Source organism: Micromonospora narathiwatensis (assembly GCF_900089605.1).
GTDB lineage: Bacteria > Actinomycetota > Actinomycetes > Mycobacteriales > Micromonosporaceae > Micromonospora > Micromonospora narathiwatensis.
The window spans coordinates 4,229,076-4,246,755 of sequence record NZ_LT594324.1 but is presented as its reverse complement, the minus strand read 5'-3'; the positions used below and the strand labels follow the sequence as shown (position 1 = coordinate 4,246,755).

Genomic DNA, 17,680 nt, shown 5'->3' with positions numbered 1-17,680 from the left:
CGCGCGGCGGGCCTCCGGGTCAGCGGGCGGCGAGGGCGCGCAGGAAGCGCTCACTGATCGGCACCGCGCTGGCCGTGCTCGCCCCGCCCTGCTCCACGAAGACCGCGAACGCCACGTCGCCCTGCCAGCCGACGAACCAGGCATGGGTGTGCGCCGGGTTGTTGTCGTATTCGGCGGTGCCGGTCTTGCCGTAGACCGGTTCGCCGGGGACGTCCTTCAACGCGCTGGCCGTGCCGCTGGTGACCACCGCGCGCATCATCGTCTTCAGTGCCGCCACGGACTCCGGCTTCAGGGCCGGACCGGCCGGTGCGGCCTGCTGCGGGGCCGGGTCGAGCACCAGCGTCGGCTGCTCCCAGCGGCCCCGGGCCACGGCGGCGGTGGCGCCGGCCATGGCCAGCGGACTGACCACGGTGGTGCCCTGCCCGATCGCGGCGGCGGCCTGCTCGGTGGCGGAGCCGTTGGCCGAGACCGAGCCGGCGAAGACCTCCGCGCCCAGGTCCCACTTCGCCTCCAGACCGAGGGTACGGCCGGTGGTGGCGAGGCCGTCCGGCCCGAGCTTCGGCGCCAGCGCCACGAAGGCGGTGTTGCAGGACTTCGCGAAGTCGGTGGTGAACGGGACCGACCCCAGCTCGAAGTCGTCGGAGTTCTTGAACGGGCGGCCGTCGACCACGGCCGTCTTCGGGCAGGCGACCGTCGCCGACGGGGTCACCGCCCCCTTGTCCAGCAGGGCGAGCGCGCTGACCATCTTGAACGTCGAACCCGGCGGCACCTGGGCGGTGAAGGCGAGGTTCTCGCCGGCCGGGCCGGGGCCGTTCGCGGCGGCCAGCACCGCGCCGTCGCTGATCCGTACGGCCACCAGGGCGGCCCGCCGGGCCTCCCCGCGCAGCGCCGCGTCGGCGGCGTTCTGGGTGGCCACGTCGAGGGTGGTCTTCAGTGACTGGCCGGCCTTGGGCTCGCTGCGGAACACCTCGGTGCCGGGGGTGGTGCTGCCGTCGGGGGCGGAGTGCTCGGTGACCACGGTCAGCCCGGGGACGCCGCGCAGCCGGTCGTCGTACCGGCCCTGGAGGCCGCCATGGCCGACCAGGTCACCGGCGACGTACTTGTCGGGGTGAGCCTGGATGTCGTCGGCCTGGGCCGGGTCGACCGAGCCGAGCAGGGCCCGAGCGAACTCCCGGGTCGGCGCCAGGTCGAGCTTGTCGGACTGGAACTTGGTGCCGGGCAGGTCGTAGATCCGGGGCTTGATCTGCCGGTATGCCTCGTCGCGCAGCGTCACGACCTCGACGAACGCGCCCGGTTCGGCCTCGGTGAGGCGTTTGGGCAGGTCGGTGAGGTCGACCGGCGGGACGAGCGCGGGCCGGATCGCCTTGAACGCGGCGTCGAGCTGGCGGACCAGCGCCTTGACGTCGCCGGCCTCGCCGGGCTGCACGCCCACCCGGACCACCGGCCGGGGCGCGACGATCGGGCTGCCCGCCCCGTCCAGCACCCCGGCCCGCGGCGCGGTGTCGCGGCGCAACGCGAGCCGGTCGCCCTTCTCCAGCTTCTCCTGGACGACGGCCGGCTCCCAGATCATCTGCCACTGGTCGTCGTCGCCGCGCTTGAGGCGTACCGGGCTCTCGTACGTCCAGCGGGTCTGGCCCGGCAGGGTCCAGGTCACCTGGATCCGCGCGGTGGCCGCGTCGGCGGTGACCTTCGCGTCGCCGGCCCGCTTCAGCTCCGGCGGGGTGGCGGCCAGCTCGCCGGAGAGCGCCTTGATCTCCTTCGCCACGTCGGTGGCGGGGACGCGGGTGCCGGCCGGGTCGACGAAGCCCACCGCCTGGAGGTTGCCGGAGCGCCAGCCCTTCAGGAACGCGTCCACGCTTTGCTCCGGCCCGTCCTCGCCGGAGCACCCGGTCAGCCCGGCGGCCGTCAGCGCGGCGGCGGCCAGGGCCGCGAGGACCCGACGGCGGGGAAGGCGGCGGCGAACGGGGTACGACACGGGCATGCGGCAGTCCCTCCGGGTACGAAACTGCCCTGCACGGTAGTACGCCGGGCGCCTTCCCACCGTCCCGCCAAGGCCCCGAAGTGCGGAAAGACGCGCGTCTGGCGGTGTGATGAACATCGCGAGCCGGGGTACTCCGCAACCGGCCGACCACGTACCCGCAACGGGTGAAAGGACAGAGTCCCGAACCGGACGTCCGGCCAGTGGTCCGCCGACGAACGGTCAGAGCGGCAGGGCCTAGGCTGGGCGGCAGAGTGACCCACAACGCGGTGGGTCGAGGGGAGTGGCACCGATGGACCGGCGTCCGGCGACTAAACCGGGACCCGACCTCCGGCAGGTTGACACCGGCCGGGAAGACGACAGCTTCGACACGGCGACCGACGGGGACGGTTTCGGCCGTCTCGACACAGGAGTGACCGGGATGACCGGTTCCAGCATCGACACCCTCCACGAGCTGGGCCTGCCCGCGCAGGCGCTGGCCGACGAGTCGGGGGACGCCGAGCTGGACGAGCCGGTACCCAACGCGGAGCGCCTGGTGGCCCAGGCCGTCGCGCTGGCCGGGAACGACCACGACGCGGCGACCCTGGTCGGCCGCTTCTGGCGGTTCGCGCCGGACGAGGAGCTGATCGGCTTCACCGCCGAGGAGATGCTCGACGCCGCCCGGGCGCACCGGGATCTGGCCCAGCAGCGGGTGCCGGGTGAGCTGAAGCTGCGGATCCACGAGCCGGACGCCGACCAGCACCACACCGTCATCGAGATCGTCACCGATGACATGCCGTTCCTGGTCGACTCGGTGACCGCACTGCTCAACACGTATCACCTCGACGTGCACCTGCTGGTGCACCCGCTGGTGGTGGTCCGGCGGGAGCCGCTGGGCCGGCTGACCGAGGTGTCCGCCGACGTGGAGCCGGACGACGCGATCGCCGGCGACCTGGTCGAGAGCTGGATGCGGATCGAGATCGACCCGGTACGTGACCCGGCCGAGCGGGAGAAGCTGCGCAAGGAGCTGCAGCGGGTGCTCACCGACGTCCGGGAGGCGGTCGAGGACTGGCCGAAGATGCGTCAGCGGGCCCTGGCCCTGGCCGACGAGCTGGCCGCCGCGCGGACCTCGGACAGCCGGCCGCCGGTGCCGGAGAAGGACATCACCGACTCGGTGGAGCTGCTCCGCTGGCTGGCGCACGACCACTTCACCTTCCTCGGCTACCGCGAGTACCGCCTGGTCGACACCGACGGCGCCGACGGCGGCCAGGCCCTCGAAGCGGTCCTCGGCACCGGGCTGGGCATCCTGCGCTCGGACTCGCCGGAGGCGCGGGCGCTGTCGTCGATGACGCCCGAGGCGCACGAGAAGGTGCTGGAGAAGCGCCTGCTGATCATCACCAAGGCGAACTCGCGGGCCACCGTGCACCGCTCGGCCTATCTCGACTACATCGGCTTCAAGATCTTCAATGAGGCCGGCGAGGTGGTCGGGGAGCGGCGCTTCCTGGGGCTGTTCTCCACGGCGGCGTACCGGACCAGCGTGCAGGAGCTGCCGGTGGTCCGCCGCAAGGTCGCCGAGGTGCTGGACCGCTCCGGGTTGAGCCTGCGCAGCCACTCCGGCAAGGACCTGCTCCAGATCCTGGAGACCTACCCGCGCGACGAGCTGTTCCAGATCAAGACCGACGACCTCTACCACGCGGTGATCGGCGTGCTGCGGATGGCCGGCCGGCGGCAGTTGCGGGTGTTCCTGCGTCGCGACGGGTACGGGCGGTTCATCTCCTGCCTGATCTACCTGCCCCGGGACCGGTTCACCACCCAGAACCGGCTGCGCATGCAGGACATCCTGCTGCGCGAGCTGAACGGCGTCGGGGTCGACTACACCACCCGGGTCACCGAGTCGATGCTCGCCCGGGTGCACTTCACCGTCCGGACCGACCCGAACAACCCGCCCGCGGATATCGACGCCGACCTGCTCGCCGAGGAGCTGGCCGACGCGACCCGGCTCTGGGACGACGACTACCGGCTGGTGCTGGAGCGCAAGCTCGGTGACGAGCAGGCCAAGCACCTCTTCGCCCGGTACGCCGACGCGTTCCCGGAGGGCTACAAGGACGGGCACACGCCGTACGAGGCGATGAAGGACCTGGCCAAGCTGGAGCTGCTGGAGGAGCCCGGCCAGCTGGAGATGCACCTGTTCCGCAAGCAGGTGCCGCCGCGCGTCGAGGAACGGGCGGAATCCGGCGAGGCCATGGACGTCCGGTTCAAGGTCTACCGGTACGGCGAGCCGATGATGCTCTCCGCCGTGCTGCCGGTGCTGCACTCGCTCGGTGTCCGGGTCGTCGACGAGCACCCGTACGAGGTGGAACGGGTCGACGGCCGGATCTGGCTGTACGACTTCGGACTGCTGCTGCCGGAGGCGCATCAGGACCTGGCCGAGGTTCGCCCGCACGCGGAGAACGCCTTCGCCGCCGCCTGGCGGGGCGAGGCCGAGGTGGACGGCTTCAACGAGCTGGTGCTCCGGGCCGGGCTCACCTGGCGGCAGGTGGTGGTGCTCCGGGCGTACGCGAAGTACCTGCGGCAGGCGGGCACCGTCTTCTCCCAGGAGTACATGGAGCAGACCTTCATCGCGTACCCGAGGATCGCGTCGCTGCTGGTGGAGCTCTTCGAGACCCGGTTCGCCCCGGGGGAGACCACGATGGAGGAGCGGCGGCAGCGCAGCGGTGAGCTGGTCACCGCGATCGGCGCGGCGCTGGACGAGGTGGCCAGCCTCGACCAGGACCGTATCCTGCGGTCGTACCTGACGTTGATGCAGGCCACCCTGCGGACCAGCTTCTACCAGAAGCCGGTCGGCGGGCGGCCCAAGTCGTACGTGGCGTTCAAGCTGGACCCGCAGGCGATTCCGGAGCTGCCGGCGCCCCGGCCGAAGTTCGAGATCTTCGTCTACTCGCCCCGGTTCGAGGGCGTGCACCTGCGGTTCGGGCCGGTGGCCCGGGGCGGCCTGCGCTGGTCCGACCGGCGGGAGGACTTCCGCACCGAGGTGCTCGGCCTGGTCAAGGCGCAGATGGTGAAGAACGCCGTGATCGTGCCGGTGGGCGCCAAGGGCGGCTTCGTGCTCAAGCAGAAGCCGGGCGACCGGGACGAGGCGGTGGCCTGCTACAAGGAGTTCGTCGGGGCGTTGCTGGACGTCACCGACAACATCGCCAGCGGGGAGATCGTGCCGCCGGAGGACGTGGTCCGGCACGACGGGGACGACCCGTACATGGTGGTGGCGGCGGACAAGGGCACCGCGACGTTCTCCGACATCGCCAACGAGATCTCGGCGGCGCACAACTTCTGGCTCGGCGACGCGTTCGCCTCCGGCGGTTCGGCCGGCTACGACCACAAGAAGATGGGCATCACCGCCCGGGGCGCCTGGGAGTCGGTGAAGCGGCACTTCCGGGAGCTGGGGCACGACACCCAGACCCAGGACTTCACGGTCGTCGGCGTCGGTGACATGTCCGGCGACGTGTTCGGCAACGGGATGCTGCTGTCGGAGCACATCCGGCTGGTGGCCGCGTTCGACCACCGGCACATCATCCTGGACCCGGAGCCGGACGCGGCCACCTCGTACGCCGAGCGCAAGCGGCTGTTCGAGCTGTCCCGGTCGTCCTGGGAGGACTACAACCAGGAGTTGATCTCCGAAGGCGGCGGGGTGTACCCGCGTACCGCCAAGTCGATCCCGATCAGCCCGCAGGTGCGGGCGCGGCTGGGCCTCGACGAGGTCGAGCAGATGTCGCCGCAGGAGCTGATGAAGGCGATCCTCACCGCGCCGGTGGACCTGTTCTGGAACGGCGGCATCGGCACCTACGTGAAGGCGTCGACGCAGACCAACGCCGAGGTCGGGGACAAGTCCAACGACGCCATCCGGGTGGACGGCAGGAGCCTGCGCTGCCGGGTGGCCGGCGAGGGCGGCAACCTGGGCTGGACCCAGCAGGGCCGGATCGAGTACGCGCAGAACGGTGGGCGCATCTTCACCGACTTCATCGACAACGCGGCCGGGGTGGACTGCTCCGACCACGAGGTGAACATCAAGATCCTGCTCAACACGGCGGTCGCCGACGGCGAGCTGGGCCGGCCGGAGCGCGACGAGCTGCTGGCCCAGATGACCGACGAGGTCGCCGAGCTGGTGCTGCGGGACAACTACGAGCAGGCCCGGGCGCTCAACAACGCCCAGGCTCAGGCCGCCTCGCTGCTCCCGGTGCACCGCCGGATGATCAACGAGTTGGAGCGGGCCGGGCAGATCGACCGCGCGCTGGAGGCGCTCCCGCCGGACGAGGAACTCGCGGTCCGGACCGAGACCGGGCTGACCGCGCCGGAGTTCGCGGTGCTGCTGGCGTACGTGAAGATCGTGCTGGAGCGGGAGATCGTCGGTGAGGGGCTGGCCGACGAGGAGTGGACGACCGACATCCTGGTCAACTACTTCCCCACTCCGCTGCGGGAGCGGTTCGCCGACCGGATGAGCCGCCACCGGCTGCGCCGGGACATCGTCACCACCGTGCTGGTCAACGAGGCGATCAACCGGGGCGGCATCTCGTTCGTCTTCCGGACCGTCGAGGAGACGGCCGCGTCGGCCGCGGACGTGCTGCGGGCGTACGTGGTGGTGCGCGAGGTGTTCGGGCTGCGCGACCTCTGGCAGGCGATCGAGGCGCTGGACAACAGCGTCTCGCCCGAGCTGCAGACGGCCATCTTCCTGGACACCCGCCGGCTGCTCGACCGCGCGGTGCGCTGGCTGGTCACCAACCGGCGCTCGCCGATCGACGTGCCGGGGGAGATCGCCCGGCTGCGGGACGGGATCGCCCGGCTCCTGCCGGACCTGGAGAACCTCTTCTTCGGCAGCGAGCGGGAGGCGATCGTCGCCCACATCGACTCGCTGACCGAGAAGGGGCTGCCCCGCGAGCTGGCCGAGCAGGCGACCCGGCTGATGTACAGCTTCGGCCTGCTCGACGTGGTGGAGACCGCCCAGTCGACGGGCCGGGACGTGAACGAGGTGGCCGCGGTCTACTTCGTACTCTCCGACCGGTTCCGGGTGGACGCCCTGCTGTCGAAGATCTCCCTGCTGCCCCGGGAGGACCGTTGGCAGACGCTGGCCCGGATGGCGCTGCGCTACGACCTGTACGCCGCGCTGGCCGCGCTCACCGCGGAGGTCCTCGGCTCCACCCCGGACAGCGTGTCGCCGGTCGACCGGGTGCAGGAGTGGGAGCAGGCGAACGCCACGTCGATCCACCGGGCGCACCGGGCGATGGGTGAGTTCGACGAGTCCCGCGCCGATCTCTCCGCGCTGTCGGTGCTGCTGCGGCAGATCCGTACCCTGGTGCGGACGTCGGCGGCGGCCTGACCTCGGGACGGACAGCGGCGCGGCCCGGTGGTCGGATGACGACCACCGGGCCGCGCCCGTCCGCACCGCGTCACGGGGTCATGCTGGCGAACGCGATGACGTTGTCGACGTAGCTGCCCGTGCTCTGGTCGAAGTTCCCGCCGCAGGTGACCACCCGCAGCCCGGGCTTGTCGCTGGGGCCGTAGACCAGCTCGGTGGGGAAGGCCGTCTTCGGGTACGACTTGACCTCGTTGACGGTGAACGAGACGGTCGAGCCGTCCTCCCGGGCGATGCTGATGGTGTCGCCCGGCTGGAGCGCGCCGAGTTTGAAGAAGACGGCCGGTCCGATCTTGGCCGAGTCGACGTGGCCGACGATGACGGCGTTGCCGGCCTCGCCGGGGCTGGCGCCGGGGGAGTACCAGCCCGTCTTCATGGCCTGATCCAGCGGGGGGACCTGGACGGTGCCGTCCGGGTTGGTGCCGAGGGACATGATCTCTGCCTGCACCCCGATCTTGGGGATCGAGATGGTCGTGGGGGTCGACCGGGGCAGGCCGGCGGGGGCGACGTCCGGGTTGGACGTTTCCGTCGACCCGTCGTCGGCGGGCGTCTGGTCGGCGGTCTCCGTACCGGTGCCGTCGACGGGCCCCGGCACGGCGGGCGCGGTGGAGGCCGCGGTCGGGTCGGCGGGGCCGGACTGGGCGAGCGGCTGGGGCGGGCGGGGCGGCGGCACGGTCCGGAAGGACGCGCCGAGCAGGCCGGCGCCCATCATGGCGAGGAGAACGACGACGGCCGCGCCGGCGGCGCGCCACGGTTTCCCGTGACGGCCGCCGGCACGTGTCGCCGTCCGGTCAGACGAGGTCATTGGCCCGCCGCCGGCGCAGCAGGACCATCCCGCCCAGGGCGGCGGCGCCGATCACGCTCACCCCACTGGCGGCCATGGTGCGGTCCACGCTGGTGGTGGTCATGCCACCGTCGCCACCGTCGACGTGGCCACGCGGGAAGCAGTGGTCGCGGTCGCGGTCCTTGTGGTCGCGGTCCTCGTCCTTGCGGTCGTGGTCCTTGTTGTCGCGGTCCTCGTCCCGCATGTCGTGGTCCTTGCGGTCCCGCTCCTTGTTGTCCTGGTCGTTGCGCTCTTCGTTCTTGCGTTCCTCGTCCTTGCGGTTCTCGTCCTTGCCGTCGTGGTCCTTGCGGTCCTTGTCCGACTGGTCGTCGGTGGCCATGCCGCCGCCCACGCCGCCGCCCTGGCCGGGCTGCCAGCTCTCGTCGGACTGCCCACCCCAGTCCTTGCGGTTCTCGTCCTTGCGGTTCTCGTCCTTGCGGTTCTCGTCCTTGCGGTTCTCGTCCTTGCGGTCCTCGTCCTTGCGGTTCTCGTCCTTGAAGTCGTGGTCCTTGCCGTCGTGGTCCTTGCCGTCGTGGTTCCGGCGGTCCTCGTCCTTGAAGTCGAAGTCCTTGCGGTCCTCGTCCTTGCGGTCGAAGTCCTTGCGGTCGAAGTTCTTGCGGTCGAAGTCCTCGTGGCCCCCAGGGCAGGTCCCGAGAAGGCTGACCTGCGGCTTGGTGGCCGCGCTGCCGACGTTCGCGTTGGGTCCGGCCGCGTTCGCCATCCCGGGCGAGAACAGCAGCAGGGACGCGCCGCCGAGAGCGGCGCCCGCAACGACCTTCCCGAGCATCTTCTTTGCCATGACCTGCGTCACTCCATCCCCTGTTTGTCCTGAGCCCGACGACGGTCGAGCTACGCCCGACGTTAGACCCTTTCGCGACTTATCCGAGGAAAGATTCGTATTTGGGAGTTTGTTGAAGGCTTGGCGGCATAGGAGGGTTAAGCGACGCGGGTCCACCGATGGGCCTTCGGTGCCCTTCCGGGGTGCCGCGGACCGTCGGGTCACACCTGCGCCCGGCGTTCCGCCGCGGCGTCGCCCTACCGCGCTCCACCTGCCTCGACCCGTCTGCCGGCAACCTGCCGCGCCCGTGTCGGATGGGCTCTTCGCGCCGTATGCTGGCCGGACTCGCATCGAGGCATTGCCATGGAAGCGCTCCCATGCAAGAATCTCTGCACGCGGTCAGGGGAGCCACACCGCGAGTTCAGACGTCGAGGGCAGCCGGGTCACCGGACGACGTTCTGACAGCTGGCCGGCCGCACCTCGCCGGTCGCGTTCACCACCACCACGCCCGTCCGGGTCGGGCACCCCCGAAGACACCGTGGCACCGACGGCCGTCCAGTCGGACGTCCCGAGGGCCTCTTTCGCCGGGCCGTACGCGGATCCGGTCTCGCCCAAGGAGATCAGTGGCATGAATCTGTGGAGAAGGCTGTCCGGCCGGAGCCGGGCCCTCGCACTCACCAGTGCGGGCGTCCTGGTCGCCGGCGGGTTGGTGACCCTCCCGGTCACCGCGGCGCAGGCCGCGACCCAGTGCAGCGTGGACTACGTCACCAACGACTGGCCGGGCGGCTTCACCGCCAACCTGACGATCAAGAACCTCGGCGACCCGCTCAGCTCGTGGACGCTCGGTTTCACCTTCCCGAACAGCGGCCAGAAGGTCGTCAACGGCTGGTCGGCGATCTGGTCGCAGAGCGGCCAGAACGTCACCGCGAAGAACGAGTCCTACAACGGCTCGCTCGCCAGCGGCGCCAGCACCTCCATCGGGTTCAACGGCTCCTGGACCAGCAGCAACCCGAAGCCGACCCAGTTCACCCTGAACGGCACGGTCTGCAACGGCGGCACCCCGCCCACCACCGCCCCGCCGACGACCGCGCCGCCGACCACCGCGCCCCCGACCACCGCTCCGCCGACCACCGCTCCGCCGACGAGCCCGCCGCCGGGGCAGAAGGTGGACAACCCGTACGCCGGGGCCAAGGGGTACGTGAACCCGGAGTGGAAGGCCAAGGCGGAGGGTGAGCCGGGCGGCAGCCGGGTCTCGAACAACCCGACCGCGGTCTGGCTGGACCGGATCGCCGCCATCAACGGCACCCCGAACAGCAGCTCCAACGGCTCGATGGGCCTTCGGGACCACCTGGACGCCGCGCTCGCCCAGGGCGCCGGCTACATCCAGATCGTCATCTACAACCTGCCCGGCCGGGACTGCGCCGCGCTGGCCTCCAACGGTGAGCTGGGCCCGAACGACCTGAACCGCTACAAGGCCGAGTACATCGACCCGATCGCCGCGATCCAGGGTGACGCGAAGTACCGCAACCTGCGGATCATCAACATCATCGAGATCGACTCGCTGCCCAACCTGGTGACCAACACCTCGGGTCAGGCGGGCGGCACCGCGATGTGCGACACGGTCAAGGCCAACGGCGCGTACGTGAACGGCGTCGGCTACGCCCTGGCCAAGCTGGGCGCGCTCGGCAACGTCTACAACTACGTCGACGCCGCGCACCACGGCTGGATCGGCTGGGACACCAACCTCGTCCCGACCATCCAGATCATCAAGCAGGCCGCCACCGCCTCCGGCAGCACGGTCCGCAACGTGCACGGCTTCATCGTCAACACGGCGAACTACTCGGCGCTGACCGAGCCGTACATCAAGATCACCGACCAGGTGAACGGCCAGACCGTGCGGCAGTCCAAGTGGATCGACTGGAACCAGTACGTCGACGAGCTGACGTTCGCCCAGGCGTTCCGGCAGCAGGCGATCTCGAACGGCTTCGACAGCGGCATCGGAATGCTGATCGACACCTCCCGCAACGGCTGGGGCGGCACCGCCCGGCCCACCGGCCCGGGCGCGACGACCAGCGTCGACACGTACGTCAACGGCGGTCGGATCGACCGGCGGATCCACGCCGGCAACTGGTGCAACCAGTCCGGCGCCGGCCTCGGCGAGCGTCCCCGGGCCAACCCGGCGACGGGCATCGACGCGTACGTCTGGGTGAAGCCCCCGGGCGAGTCGGACGGCTCCAGCAAGGAGATCCCGAACAACGAGGGCAAGGGCTTCGACCGGATGTGCGACCCGACCTACACCGGTAACGGCCGCAACGGCAACAGCATGAGCGGCGCGCTGCCGAACGCGCCGATCTCGGGCGCCTGGTTCTCCGCCCAGTTCCAGGAGCTCATGCGCAACGCCTACCCGCCGCTCTCCTGAGCCAGCGGCCGGGCCACCCGCCGCGGCGGGAGTGAGGCACCGCCGCGCGGGTTCCCCCGGGCCCCTGGCCGACCTGACGAGGTCGGCCAGGGGCCCCCGGCTGTCAGGGGACCGTCTTCTCGATCGCCGCCCGGCCCAGCTCGGCCAGGTCGCGGCGGGCCCGCTCGATGTTGTCCCGGGTGAGGTCCTGCCCCCGGGCCAGCACCAGGTCCTCGGGGTCCCACGGCTGTTCCGCGCCGGTGCGGAAGTTGTCCCTCGCCGCTCCGGTGCCGGTGCCGGTCGCCCCGGTCCCGGTGCCGGTCGGCCCGGTTCCCGCCGCGTACGGGTCGCCGAGAAGGTCCGGCGACCCGGTGTCGGGCACCGCACCGTCCGGCTCGGCGAAGACGGGATTGTCCCGGTCGGCGCCGCCGCCCGTACGCAGCTGCGGCACCGTGCTGTCGTCGTCCACCGCCGCGGCCGCCTCGGGGGTCTCCTCCAGCGGTCGCTCGCCACCGCGGTCACGATCCGTCATGCTGCTGCCCTCCTGTCCCGTTCCGTGATCCCCCTGGCGTACCCGGCGGCGGCCGGGGCATTCCGCGCGCGGGCCGGCTTAGCGGCCGAGCACGCGATCCAGGAAGTCCCGGTAGCCGCGGACGGCCACCCGGAGCTGCTCGGTGTCGGACGCGCCGGCCTCCTGCCAGCCGCCGAGCCTGGCCTTCTGCTCCCGCAACGCGGCCGAGAGCGCCTCGATCGCCTCCTCGACCAGCGACTGCGCCTCGCCGACCGCGGCCCGCGGGTCGTCCACGAACTGGAGCTGGACGTCCCGCCAGCGCTTCCGGAAGTTCTCGGCGATCTCCGGGGCGAAGAGCGTGGCGGCGTCCGCGGGCACCGAGGGCTCCAGGTCGTGGCGCGGCACCAGACGCGTCGAGCCGGAGTCGTCGAACGTCCCCGCGGTGGGTCGCGTACCGCCGCTCGTGGCGGCACCGGCCACGCCCGCGCCGGCCGCGGCGGTGCCGGCGTCCGGGTCGACCATGGCCGGCTCGGCGCGGCCGTACCCGGCGGTGTCGACCGTCGACGCCGCGCCGCCCGGCGAGCCGGAGCGCTCGGCCGCGGAACCGGGGCTGTGCAGCCGGTCGCCGGCTGTCGGGTCGGCCCGCGCGTCGTCGAACGTGTCGGTCCGCCCCGGGGCCCCGTCGCCCGGCTGGGCGGTGTCCTCGCCGCGCGGGTCCCGCTCGTCCTCCGGCCGCCCGCTGGCCATCGCGGAGGCGGCCACCGCGTCACCCACGGTCGTCGCCCCGAACGTCGTCGGCAGCGGCGCCGGGTCGTGGTACTCCGGCCGGCCGTCGGTGTCGGCGGCCTCCGCGTCGCGGCGCTCCCGCACGTCGTACGCCGGGGTGCCGCCCGATTCCGCCGCCCGACGGTCGGCGGACCGCTCGCCCGCCACCGCGGGATCGTCGAAGGTGCCTCGCTCGTCCAGCGCGTCCTCGGGCACACCGGTCCGGGCGGCCGGGTCACCCCGGTGACGTTCACCGTCGGCGCCCTCGGCGGGTGGACGGACCGGCACCGGCGCGGACCGGACCGTGTCGGGCTGTTCCGGCGTGCCCTGCTGTTCTTCCTGGCGCATGGCGGCGGCCTCCTCAGCGGCTCGTGACGTCGTGCTCGTGGTCGGGGTGGCGCGGCTGCGGCGGCTGGTGCCCGACCGGGTCCGCGCCGAGCAGGTCGGCGAAGAGGGTCCGGTAGTGCACGAGCGCCTGACGGAGTTCCTCGGTGCCGGCCTCGCCGCGCTCGGTGCGCAGCCGGATCTCGTGGGCGTCCCGGTAGTGGGTCAGGGTGCGGGCGTGCTCGACGGAGAGCTGGGCGAGCTGTTCCCCGAAGTCGCCCGTCGGGTACCCACGGTCGGCGATCAGCCGGGTGACCAGCTCGTCGGCGTCGCGGACGGTCTCGGCGGGGGAGTCGACGAAGCGGACCTGGAGGTCCTCCCACGCGGCGGCGTACCGGGCCCGGGACTCGGGACTGAGCGGGGTGAGGGTCAGCTCGGCGTGCCGGCGTTCCCGCTCCCGCAGCTCCCGCTCGGCGGCGCCCCGGCTGTCCCGCTCGGCGACGACCCGGTCGTACTCGGGGCCGAAGCGCTGCCGGAGGGCGCGTCGGCGGTTGACGGCGACGGCGACCGCGGCCAGCGCCGCGAGCACCAGGACGACGATGACTGTGACGACTACCTGCGTGGGCGACATGGCTCCTCCTTCGCCGCTGGTATTCCCTCCGTTTCGTGATCGCCAATCCCGATCCGGGGCAATTTCCTGGCGAATCCGGGGCCGGAACGGCCCGATCGCACGGCGCGACCGGTCACACACCGGAACATCTCGGACGGTAGTGACGGTCGAGACGGCCGGTAGTGCATCGGTCAGCGATTACGTATCCTGCCCACGGCGCCCGATCCGGGGCCGGGCGTCACGGCCGGGAACCTCCCGGCCGGCGGGCGCCACCCCTGCGACACCCTTCCGGGCGAGGTTTGATGAACACCCGTGACTGGCCGATCCGCGCCAAGCTGACCGCGCTGGTCATCGGTCCGGTGACCGCGCTGCTGGCGCTCTGGATCTTCGCCACCTCGCTGACCTTCGGGCCCGCCCTCGACCTGCTCGCCGCGCGTACCCTCCTCTACGACCTGGGCCAGCCCGGCGAAGCGGCCGTCACCGAGTTGCAGCGGGAACGCCGGCTCTCGGTCGTCCAACTCGCCGGTGACACCACCCTGCCCGCCCTGGCCGAGCAGCGGACGCGCACCGACCGGGCGATCGCCGAGCTGCGCCGCCGGGTCGACGGTCCGGACCTGCGGGACGCCGCCGACGACCCGCTCGACGCCCGGCTCGACCAACTGGTCTCCGCGCTGGACGCGCTGTCCGCCGGCCGGGGCTTCATCGACGCCCGGAAGGTCGACCGGGCCGGCGCGATCGGCCTCTACAGCGGGATGATCAATTCCGCCTTCCAGGCGTTCTCCGGGATGGCCATCCTTCCCGACAACCAGCTCAACCGGGAGGCACTGGCACTGACCGCGCTCGGCCGGTCCCGGGAGCTGCTCGACCAGACCGACGCGCTGCTGGCCGGCGCGCTCACTGCCGGCCGGTACGCCGAGGGCGAGCAGGAGCAACTGGTACGCACCATCGACAACCAGCGTTTCCTGGCCGAGACCGCGGTGGCCGACCTGCCCGAGCGCGAACGCGCGGAGTATCAGCGGTTCACCGAGGGGGAGGCGTACGTCCGGCTGCACGCCCTCCAGGACAGCCTGATCCGCGCCCGGGGACTGCCGACCGGGTTCGACGTACGGGCCTGGGAGTCCAGCCAGGCGGCGGTCTGGGAGGAGCTGCGGGACTTCGAGCTGCGTGGCGCCGACAGCGTGGCCGAGCGGTCCGTGCCGATGGCGGTGACCATCCTGGTCCGGCTCGCCGCCGCCGGGGTCCTCGGCCTCGTCGCGATCGTGATCTGCCTGTTGGTGGCGCTGCGGGTCGGCCGGTCGCTGGCCCGTCGGCTGACCGGGGTACGCACCGCCGCGCTGGACATGGCCGAGCAGCGGTTGCCCGACGTGGTCGCCCGGCTGCGTCGGGGCGAGGACGTGGACGTCGCCCGGGAGGCGCCCGAGCTGGACCACGGCGGCGACGAGATCGGCCAGGTGGCGCGGGCCTTCAACGAGGTACGCCGCACCGCCGTGCGGGCCGCCGTCGACGAGGTCACGCTGCGCCGGGGCCTCAACGAGGTCTTCCTCAACATCGCCCGGCGCAGCCAGGGCCTGGTGCATCGGCAGTTGGCGCTGCTGGACCGGCTGGAGCGGCAGACCGAGGACCCGGACGAGCTGGCCGGACTGTTCCAGGTCGACCACCTCGCCACCCGGCTCCGGCGGCACGCCGAGGACCTGGTCATCCTCGCCGGGGCGGCCCCAGCCAGGGGCTGGCGGAGCCCGGTCGCCGCGGTCGACGTGCTGCGTGGCGCGATCTCCGAGGTGGAGTCGTACGACCGGGTGGACGTGGGGGAGGTGCAGCCGGCCGGGGTCCTCGGTCGGGCCGTCGGCGACGTGATCCACCTGCTCGCCGAGCTGATCGAGAACGCCACCGCATTCTCGCCGCCCGCCACTCGGGTGGACGTGACCGGCCGGAGCGTGCCCGGCGGGTACGCCGTCGAGATCACCGATCACGGGTTGGGCATGTCGCCGCAGGCCCTCGCCAACGCCAACGCCAAGCTGTCCCGCGCCCCGGATTTCGACCCGGCCGACAGCGCCCGGCTGGGCCTGTTCGTGGTGGCCCGGCTGGCCGACCGGCACGGCGTCCGGGTCGAGCTGCGGCTGGCCAGCCCGGCGGGGACCACGGCAACCGTGTTCATCCCGGCCGAGCTGGTGACCGAGGAGCCGGCGCTCGGCCCGACCGGCCGGGACGCCGGGGCGGCCGGCCCCGACGAGCGGCGGATGGCCAAGGTCACCCGGCTGAGCACGGTGCCCCGGTCGCGCGCCGCCCGGCCCGTACGGGACCGCCCCGAATCGGCGGTGGTGCCGCTCTCCGCCAGCCGTACCTCCTCGGTCGAGCCGCCCGCCGACGGCGACGGCCTGCCCCGACGGGTCCGCCGGCGGGCCGCCGCGGCCCGGCCCCGGCCGGCCGTGGTGGACGCCGCGGCGCAGCGGTCCCCCGAGGAGGCCCGCCGGGCCATGTCCGCCCTCCAGGCCGGCACCGCTCGGGGTCGCCAGGACGGCGCCCGCGCCGCCGCCGATCGGCTCCGGGAGGCCGCCCCGGCGGCCGTGACCGCCCGGGCCGCCGTGGGTGTGCCCGGCGATCCGGGCGGTGCGTCCTCCCCGCCGGTGTCGGCACCCGAACCGGAACCTTCGACCGCAACTGAGAGGGACGCCTAGTGGTGCACATGACGCGGCAGAACGCCGATCTCGACTGGCTGCTCGACGATCTGGTGGACCGGGTGCCGGCCGCCCGCGAGGCGGTGGTGCTGTCGGCCGACGGGCTTCTGCTCGGCGCCTCCAGCGAGCTGGGCCGCAGCGACGCGGAGCACCTCTGCGCCCTGGCCTCCGGGTTCTCCGGCCTGGCCAAGGGCGCCACCCGGCACGTGGGTGGCGGTGCGGTCCGACAGACCGTGGTGGAGATGGAGTCCGCGTACCTGTTCGTCACGGCGGCCGGGCAGGGCGCCTGCCTGGCGGTGGTGAGCGACGCCGACGCCGACATCGGTCTGGTGGCGTACGAGATGGCGATGCTGGTGATCAGGGTCGGGGAGAATTTGATCGCCCCGGTCCGGGCGGCGGCGGGTGCGGCCGATGCGGGCTGAGGCACCGGGCGCGCGGCACGAGTGGCTGGACGCCGCCGCCGGCCCGGTCGTGCGTCCGTACACCCTCACCGGCGGGCGGGTGCGACCGCCGGTCGGCGGCTTCGACCTGGTGGCGTTCGTGCGGGCCACCACGGTGGCCGACGGGGCCGGCCTGCCGGGTCTCCAGCCGGAGCACCGGCGCCTGGTCGAGCTGGCCCGGCGACCGGCCGTCCTCGCCGATCTCGCCGCGGACCTGAACCTCGCCGTCGGCGTGGTCCGCGTGCTGCTAGGCGACCTGCTCGCCCGAGGGCTGGTCGCGGTGCACCAGCCGCCGACCGCCGCACACCTGCCCGACGACAACATCCTCAAGGCGGTGGTCAATGGACTCCGTGCGCTATGACCGGGAGGCGGCCCCGCCGTCGGTCCCACTGGCTCTGAAGATCCTCATCGCCGGCGGCTTCGGTGCCGGCAAGACGACGCTGGTGAGCTCGTTGAGCGAGGTCCGGCCGTTGCAGACCGAGGAGGTGCTGACCGGGGCCGGCGTCGGCACCGACGACGTCTCCGGGGTGGAGGGGAAGGCCACCACCACGGTCGCGATGGACTTCGGCCGGATCACCATCAACGACGATCTGCAGGTCTACCTCTTCGGTACGCCGGGGCAGGACCGGTTCTGGTTCCTCTGGGACGAGCTGGCCTTCGGCGCCCTCGGCGCGGTGGTGCTCGCCGACACCCGTCGGCTGGCCGACTGCTTCCCCTCGATCGACTACTTCGAGGAGCGTGGCATCCCGTTCGTGGTGGGGGTGAACTGCTTCGACGGTTCTCGGCGGTTCAGCCTGGAGGCGGTACGCGACGCCCTGGACCTGGATCCGGACGTACCGCTGGTGCTCTGCGACGCCCGGGACCGGCAGTCCGGCAAGCTGGTGCTGATCGAGCTGGTCGAGCACGTCGCCCGGCAGCGCGGCGAGCCGGTGCCGGTGGGCTGACCCGGCGACCGCCGGTGGCCCGCCGGGCGTGGCGTCCGTGGGGAGAGGGCT

General features: G+C 72.4%; 12 protein-coding genes. 6 read left to right on the top strand and 6 right to left on the bottom strand.

Annotated elements, in window-relative coordinates; all coding sequences use genetic code 11:
• Window positions 1-19 precede the first annotated feature (19 nt).
• The gene (locus GA0070621_RS18230; RefSeq protein ID WP_091197401.1) at window positions 20-1,981 is read right to left on the bottom strand and encodes a penicillin-binding transpeptidase domain-containing protein; all 1,962 of its coding nucleotides are present in this window, start codon (window positions 1,979-1,981) and stop codon (window positions 20-22) included.
• A gap of 289 nt (window positions 1,982-2,270) precedes the next feature.
• Between GA0070621_RS18230 and GA0070621_RS18225 the strand changes: the two genes are divergently transcribed.
• The gene (locus tag GA0070621_RS18225) at window positions 2,271-7,325 is read left to right on the top strand and encodes an NAD-glutamate dehydrogenase (protein ID WP_091197398.1); all 5,055 of its coding nucleotides are present in this window, start codon (window positions 2,271-2,273) and stop codon (window positions 7,323-7,325) included.
• Between the two features lie 70 nt (window positions 7,326-7,395).
• Here the strand turns inward: GA0070621_RS18225 and GA0070621_RS18220 are convergent, their stop codons facing one another.
• Both GA0070621_RS18220 and GA0070621_RS18215 read right to left on the bottom strand, forming a co-directional pair.
• Entirely contained in the window at window positions 7,396-8,166 is a 771-nt protein-coding gene (locus tag GA0070621_RS18220) for a class F sortase (RefSeq protein WP_091197397.1), read from the bottom strand.
• Complete coding sequence (locus tag GA0070621_RS18215) at window positions 8,153-8,983, bottom strand: hypothetical protein (protein ID WP_157740016.1); 831 nt, start codon at window positions 8,981-8,983, stop codon at window positions 8,153-8,155. The genes GA0070621_RS18220 and GA0070621_RS18215 overlap by 14 nt, the downstream gene beginning before the upstream one ends.
• Window positions 8,984-9,590: 607 nt before the next feature.
• Here GA0070621_RS18215 and GA0070621_RS18210 point away from each other — a divergent pair.
• Window positions 9,591-11,381 carry a glycoside hydrolase family 6 protein gene (locus tag GA0070621_RS18210; protein WP_091202587.1) on the top strand — a complete coding sequence of 597 codons (1,791 nt, stop codon included), beginning with the start codon at window positions 9,591-9,593 and terminating at the stop codon, window positions 11,379-11,381.
• Window positions 11,382-11,484: 103 nt separating this feature from the next.
• Here the strand turns inward: GA0070621_RS18210 and GA0070621_RS18205 are convergent, their stop codons facing one another.
• The 3 genes from GA0070621_RS18205 to GA0070621_RS18195 all read right to left on the bottom strand — a co-directional run bounded on the left by GA0070621_RS18205 (window position 11,485) and on the right by GA0070621_RS18195 (window position 13,591).
• Window positions 11,485-11,892, bottom strand: a complete 408-nt coding sequence (locus GA0070621_RS18205) for a hypothetical protein (protein ID WP_091197392.1) — start codon at window positions 11,890-11,892, stop codon at window positions 11,485-11,487.
• 78 nt (window positions 11,893-11,970) lie between these two features.
• Window positions 11,971-12,984, bottom strand: a complete 1,014-nt coding sequence (locus GA0070621_RS18200; RefSeq protein ID WP_091197390.1) for a hypothetical protein — start codon at window positions 12,982-12,984, stop codon at window positions 11,971-11,973.
• Between the two features lie 13 nt (window positions 12,985-12,997).
• Window positions 12,998-13,591 carry a hypothetical protein gene (locus GA0070621_RS18195; protein WP_091197387.1) on the bottom strand — a complete coding sequence of 198 codons (594 nt, stop codon included), beginning with the start codon at window positions 13,589-13,591 and terminating at the stop codon, window positions 12,998-13,000.
• Between the two features lie 281 nt (window positions 13,592-13,872).
• Between GA0070621_RS18195 and GA0070621_RS18190 the strand changes: the two genes are divergently transcribed.
• Genes GA0070621_RS18190 through GA0070621_RS18175 form a run of 4 tightly spaced genes read left to right on the top strand, consistent with a single transcriptional unit; the run spans window position 13,873 to window position 17,629 of the window.
• Window positions 13,873-16,245 carry a sensor histidine kinase gene (locus tag GA0070621_RS18190; protein ID WP_091197385.1) on the top strand — a complete coding sequence of 791 codons (2,373 nt, stop codon included), beginning with the start codon at window positions 13,873-13,875 and terminating at the stop codon, window positions 16,243-16,245.
• 8 nt (window positions 16,246-16,253) lie between these two features.
• Window positions 16,254-16,667 carry a roadblock/LC7 domain-containing protein gene (locus GA0070621_RS18185; RefSeq protein ID WP_167667035.1) on the top strand — a complete coding sequence of 138 codons (414 nt, stop codon included), beginning with the start codon at window positions 16,254-16,256 and terminating at the stop codon, window positions 16,665-16,667.
• Window positions 16,657-17,046, top strand: a complete 390-nt coding sequence (locus GA0070621_RS18180) for a DUF742 domain-containing protein (protein ID WP_091202585.1) — start codon at window positions 16,657-16,659, stop codon at window positions 17,044-17,046. The genes GA0070621_RS18185 and GA0070621_RS18180 overlap by 11 nt, the downstream gene beginning before the upstream one ends.
• Complete coding sequence (locus GA0070621_RS18175; protein WP_091197379.1) at window positions 17,027-17,629, top strand: GTP-binding protein; 603 nt, start codon at window positions 17,027-17,029, stop codon at window positions 17,627-17,629. The genes GA0070621_RS18180 and GA0070621_RS18175 overlap by 20 nt, the downstream gene beginning before the upstream one ends.
• Window positions 17,630-17,680: the final 51 nt, after the last annotated feature.

What these genes read in the sequence shown, in the direction of transcription:
- GA0070621_RS18230 (WP_091197401.1), bottom strand. Translation starts at nt 1,981, where the DNA reads ATGCCCGTGTCGTACCCCGTTCGCCGCCGCCTTCCCCGCCGTCGGGTC.
- GA0070621_RS18225 (WP_091197398.1), top strand. Translation starts at nt 2,271, where the DNA reads ATGGACCGGCGTCCGGCGACTAAACCGGGACCCGACCTCCGGCAGGTT.
- GA0070621_RS18220 (WP_091197397.1), bottom strand. Translation starts at nt 8,166, where the DNA reads ATGACCTCGTCTGACCGGACGGCGACACGTGCCGGCGGCCGTCACGGG.
- GA0070621_RS18215 (WP_157740016.1), bottom strand. Translation starts at nt 8,983, where the DNA reads ATGGCAAAGAAGATGCTCGGGAAGGTCGTTGCGGGCGCCGCTCTCGGC.
- GA0070621_RS18210 (WP_091202587.1), top strand. Translation starts at nt 9,591, where the DNA reads ATGAATCTGTGGAGAAGGCTGTCCGGCCGGAGCCGGGCCCTCGCACTC.
- GA0070621_RS18205 (WP_091197392.1), bottom strand. Translation starts at nt 11,892, where the DNA reads ATGACGGATCGTGACCGCGGTGGCGAGCGACCGCTGGAGGAGACCCCC.
- GA0070621_RS18200 (WP_091197390.1), bottom strand. Translation starts at nt 12,984, where the DNA reads ATGCGCCAGGAAGAACAGCAGGGCACGCCGGAACAGCCCGACACGGTC.
- GA0070621_RS18195 (WP_091197387.1), bottom strand. Translation starts at nt 13,591, where the DNA reads ATGTCGCCCACGCAGGTAGTCGTCACAGTCATCGTCGTCCTGGTGCTC.
- GA0070621_RS18190 (WP_091197385.1), top strand. Translation starts at nt 13,873, where the DNA reads ATGAACACCCGTGACTGGCCGATCCGCGCCAAGCTGACCGCGCTGGTC.
- GA0070621_RS18185 (WP_167667035.1), top strand. Translation starts at nt 16,254, where the DNA reads ATGACGCGGCAGAACGCCGATCTCGACTGGCTGCTCGACGATCTGGTG.
- GA0070621_RS18180 (WP_091202585.1), top strand. Translation starts at nt 16,657, where the DNA reads ATGCGGGCTGAGGCACCGGGCGCGCGGCACGAGTGGCTGGACGCCGCC.
- GA0070621_RS18175 (WP_091197379.1), top strand. Translation starts at nt 17,027, where the DNA reads ATGGACTCCGTGCGCTATGACCGGGAGGCGGCCCCGCCGTCGGTCCCA.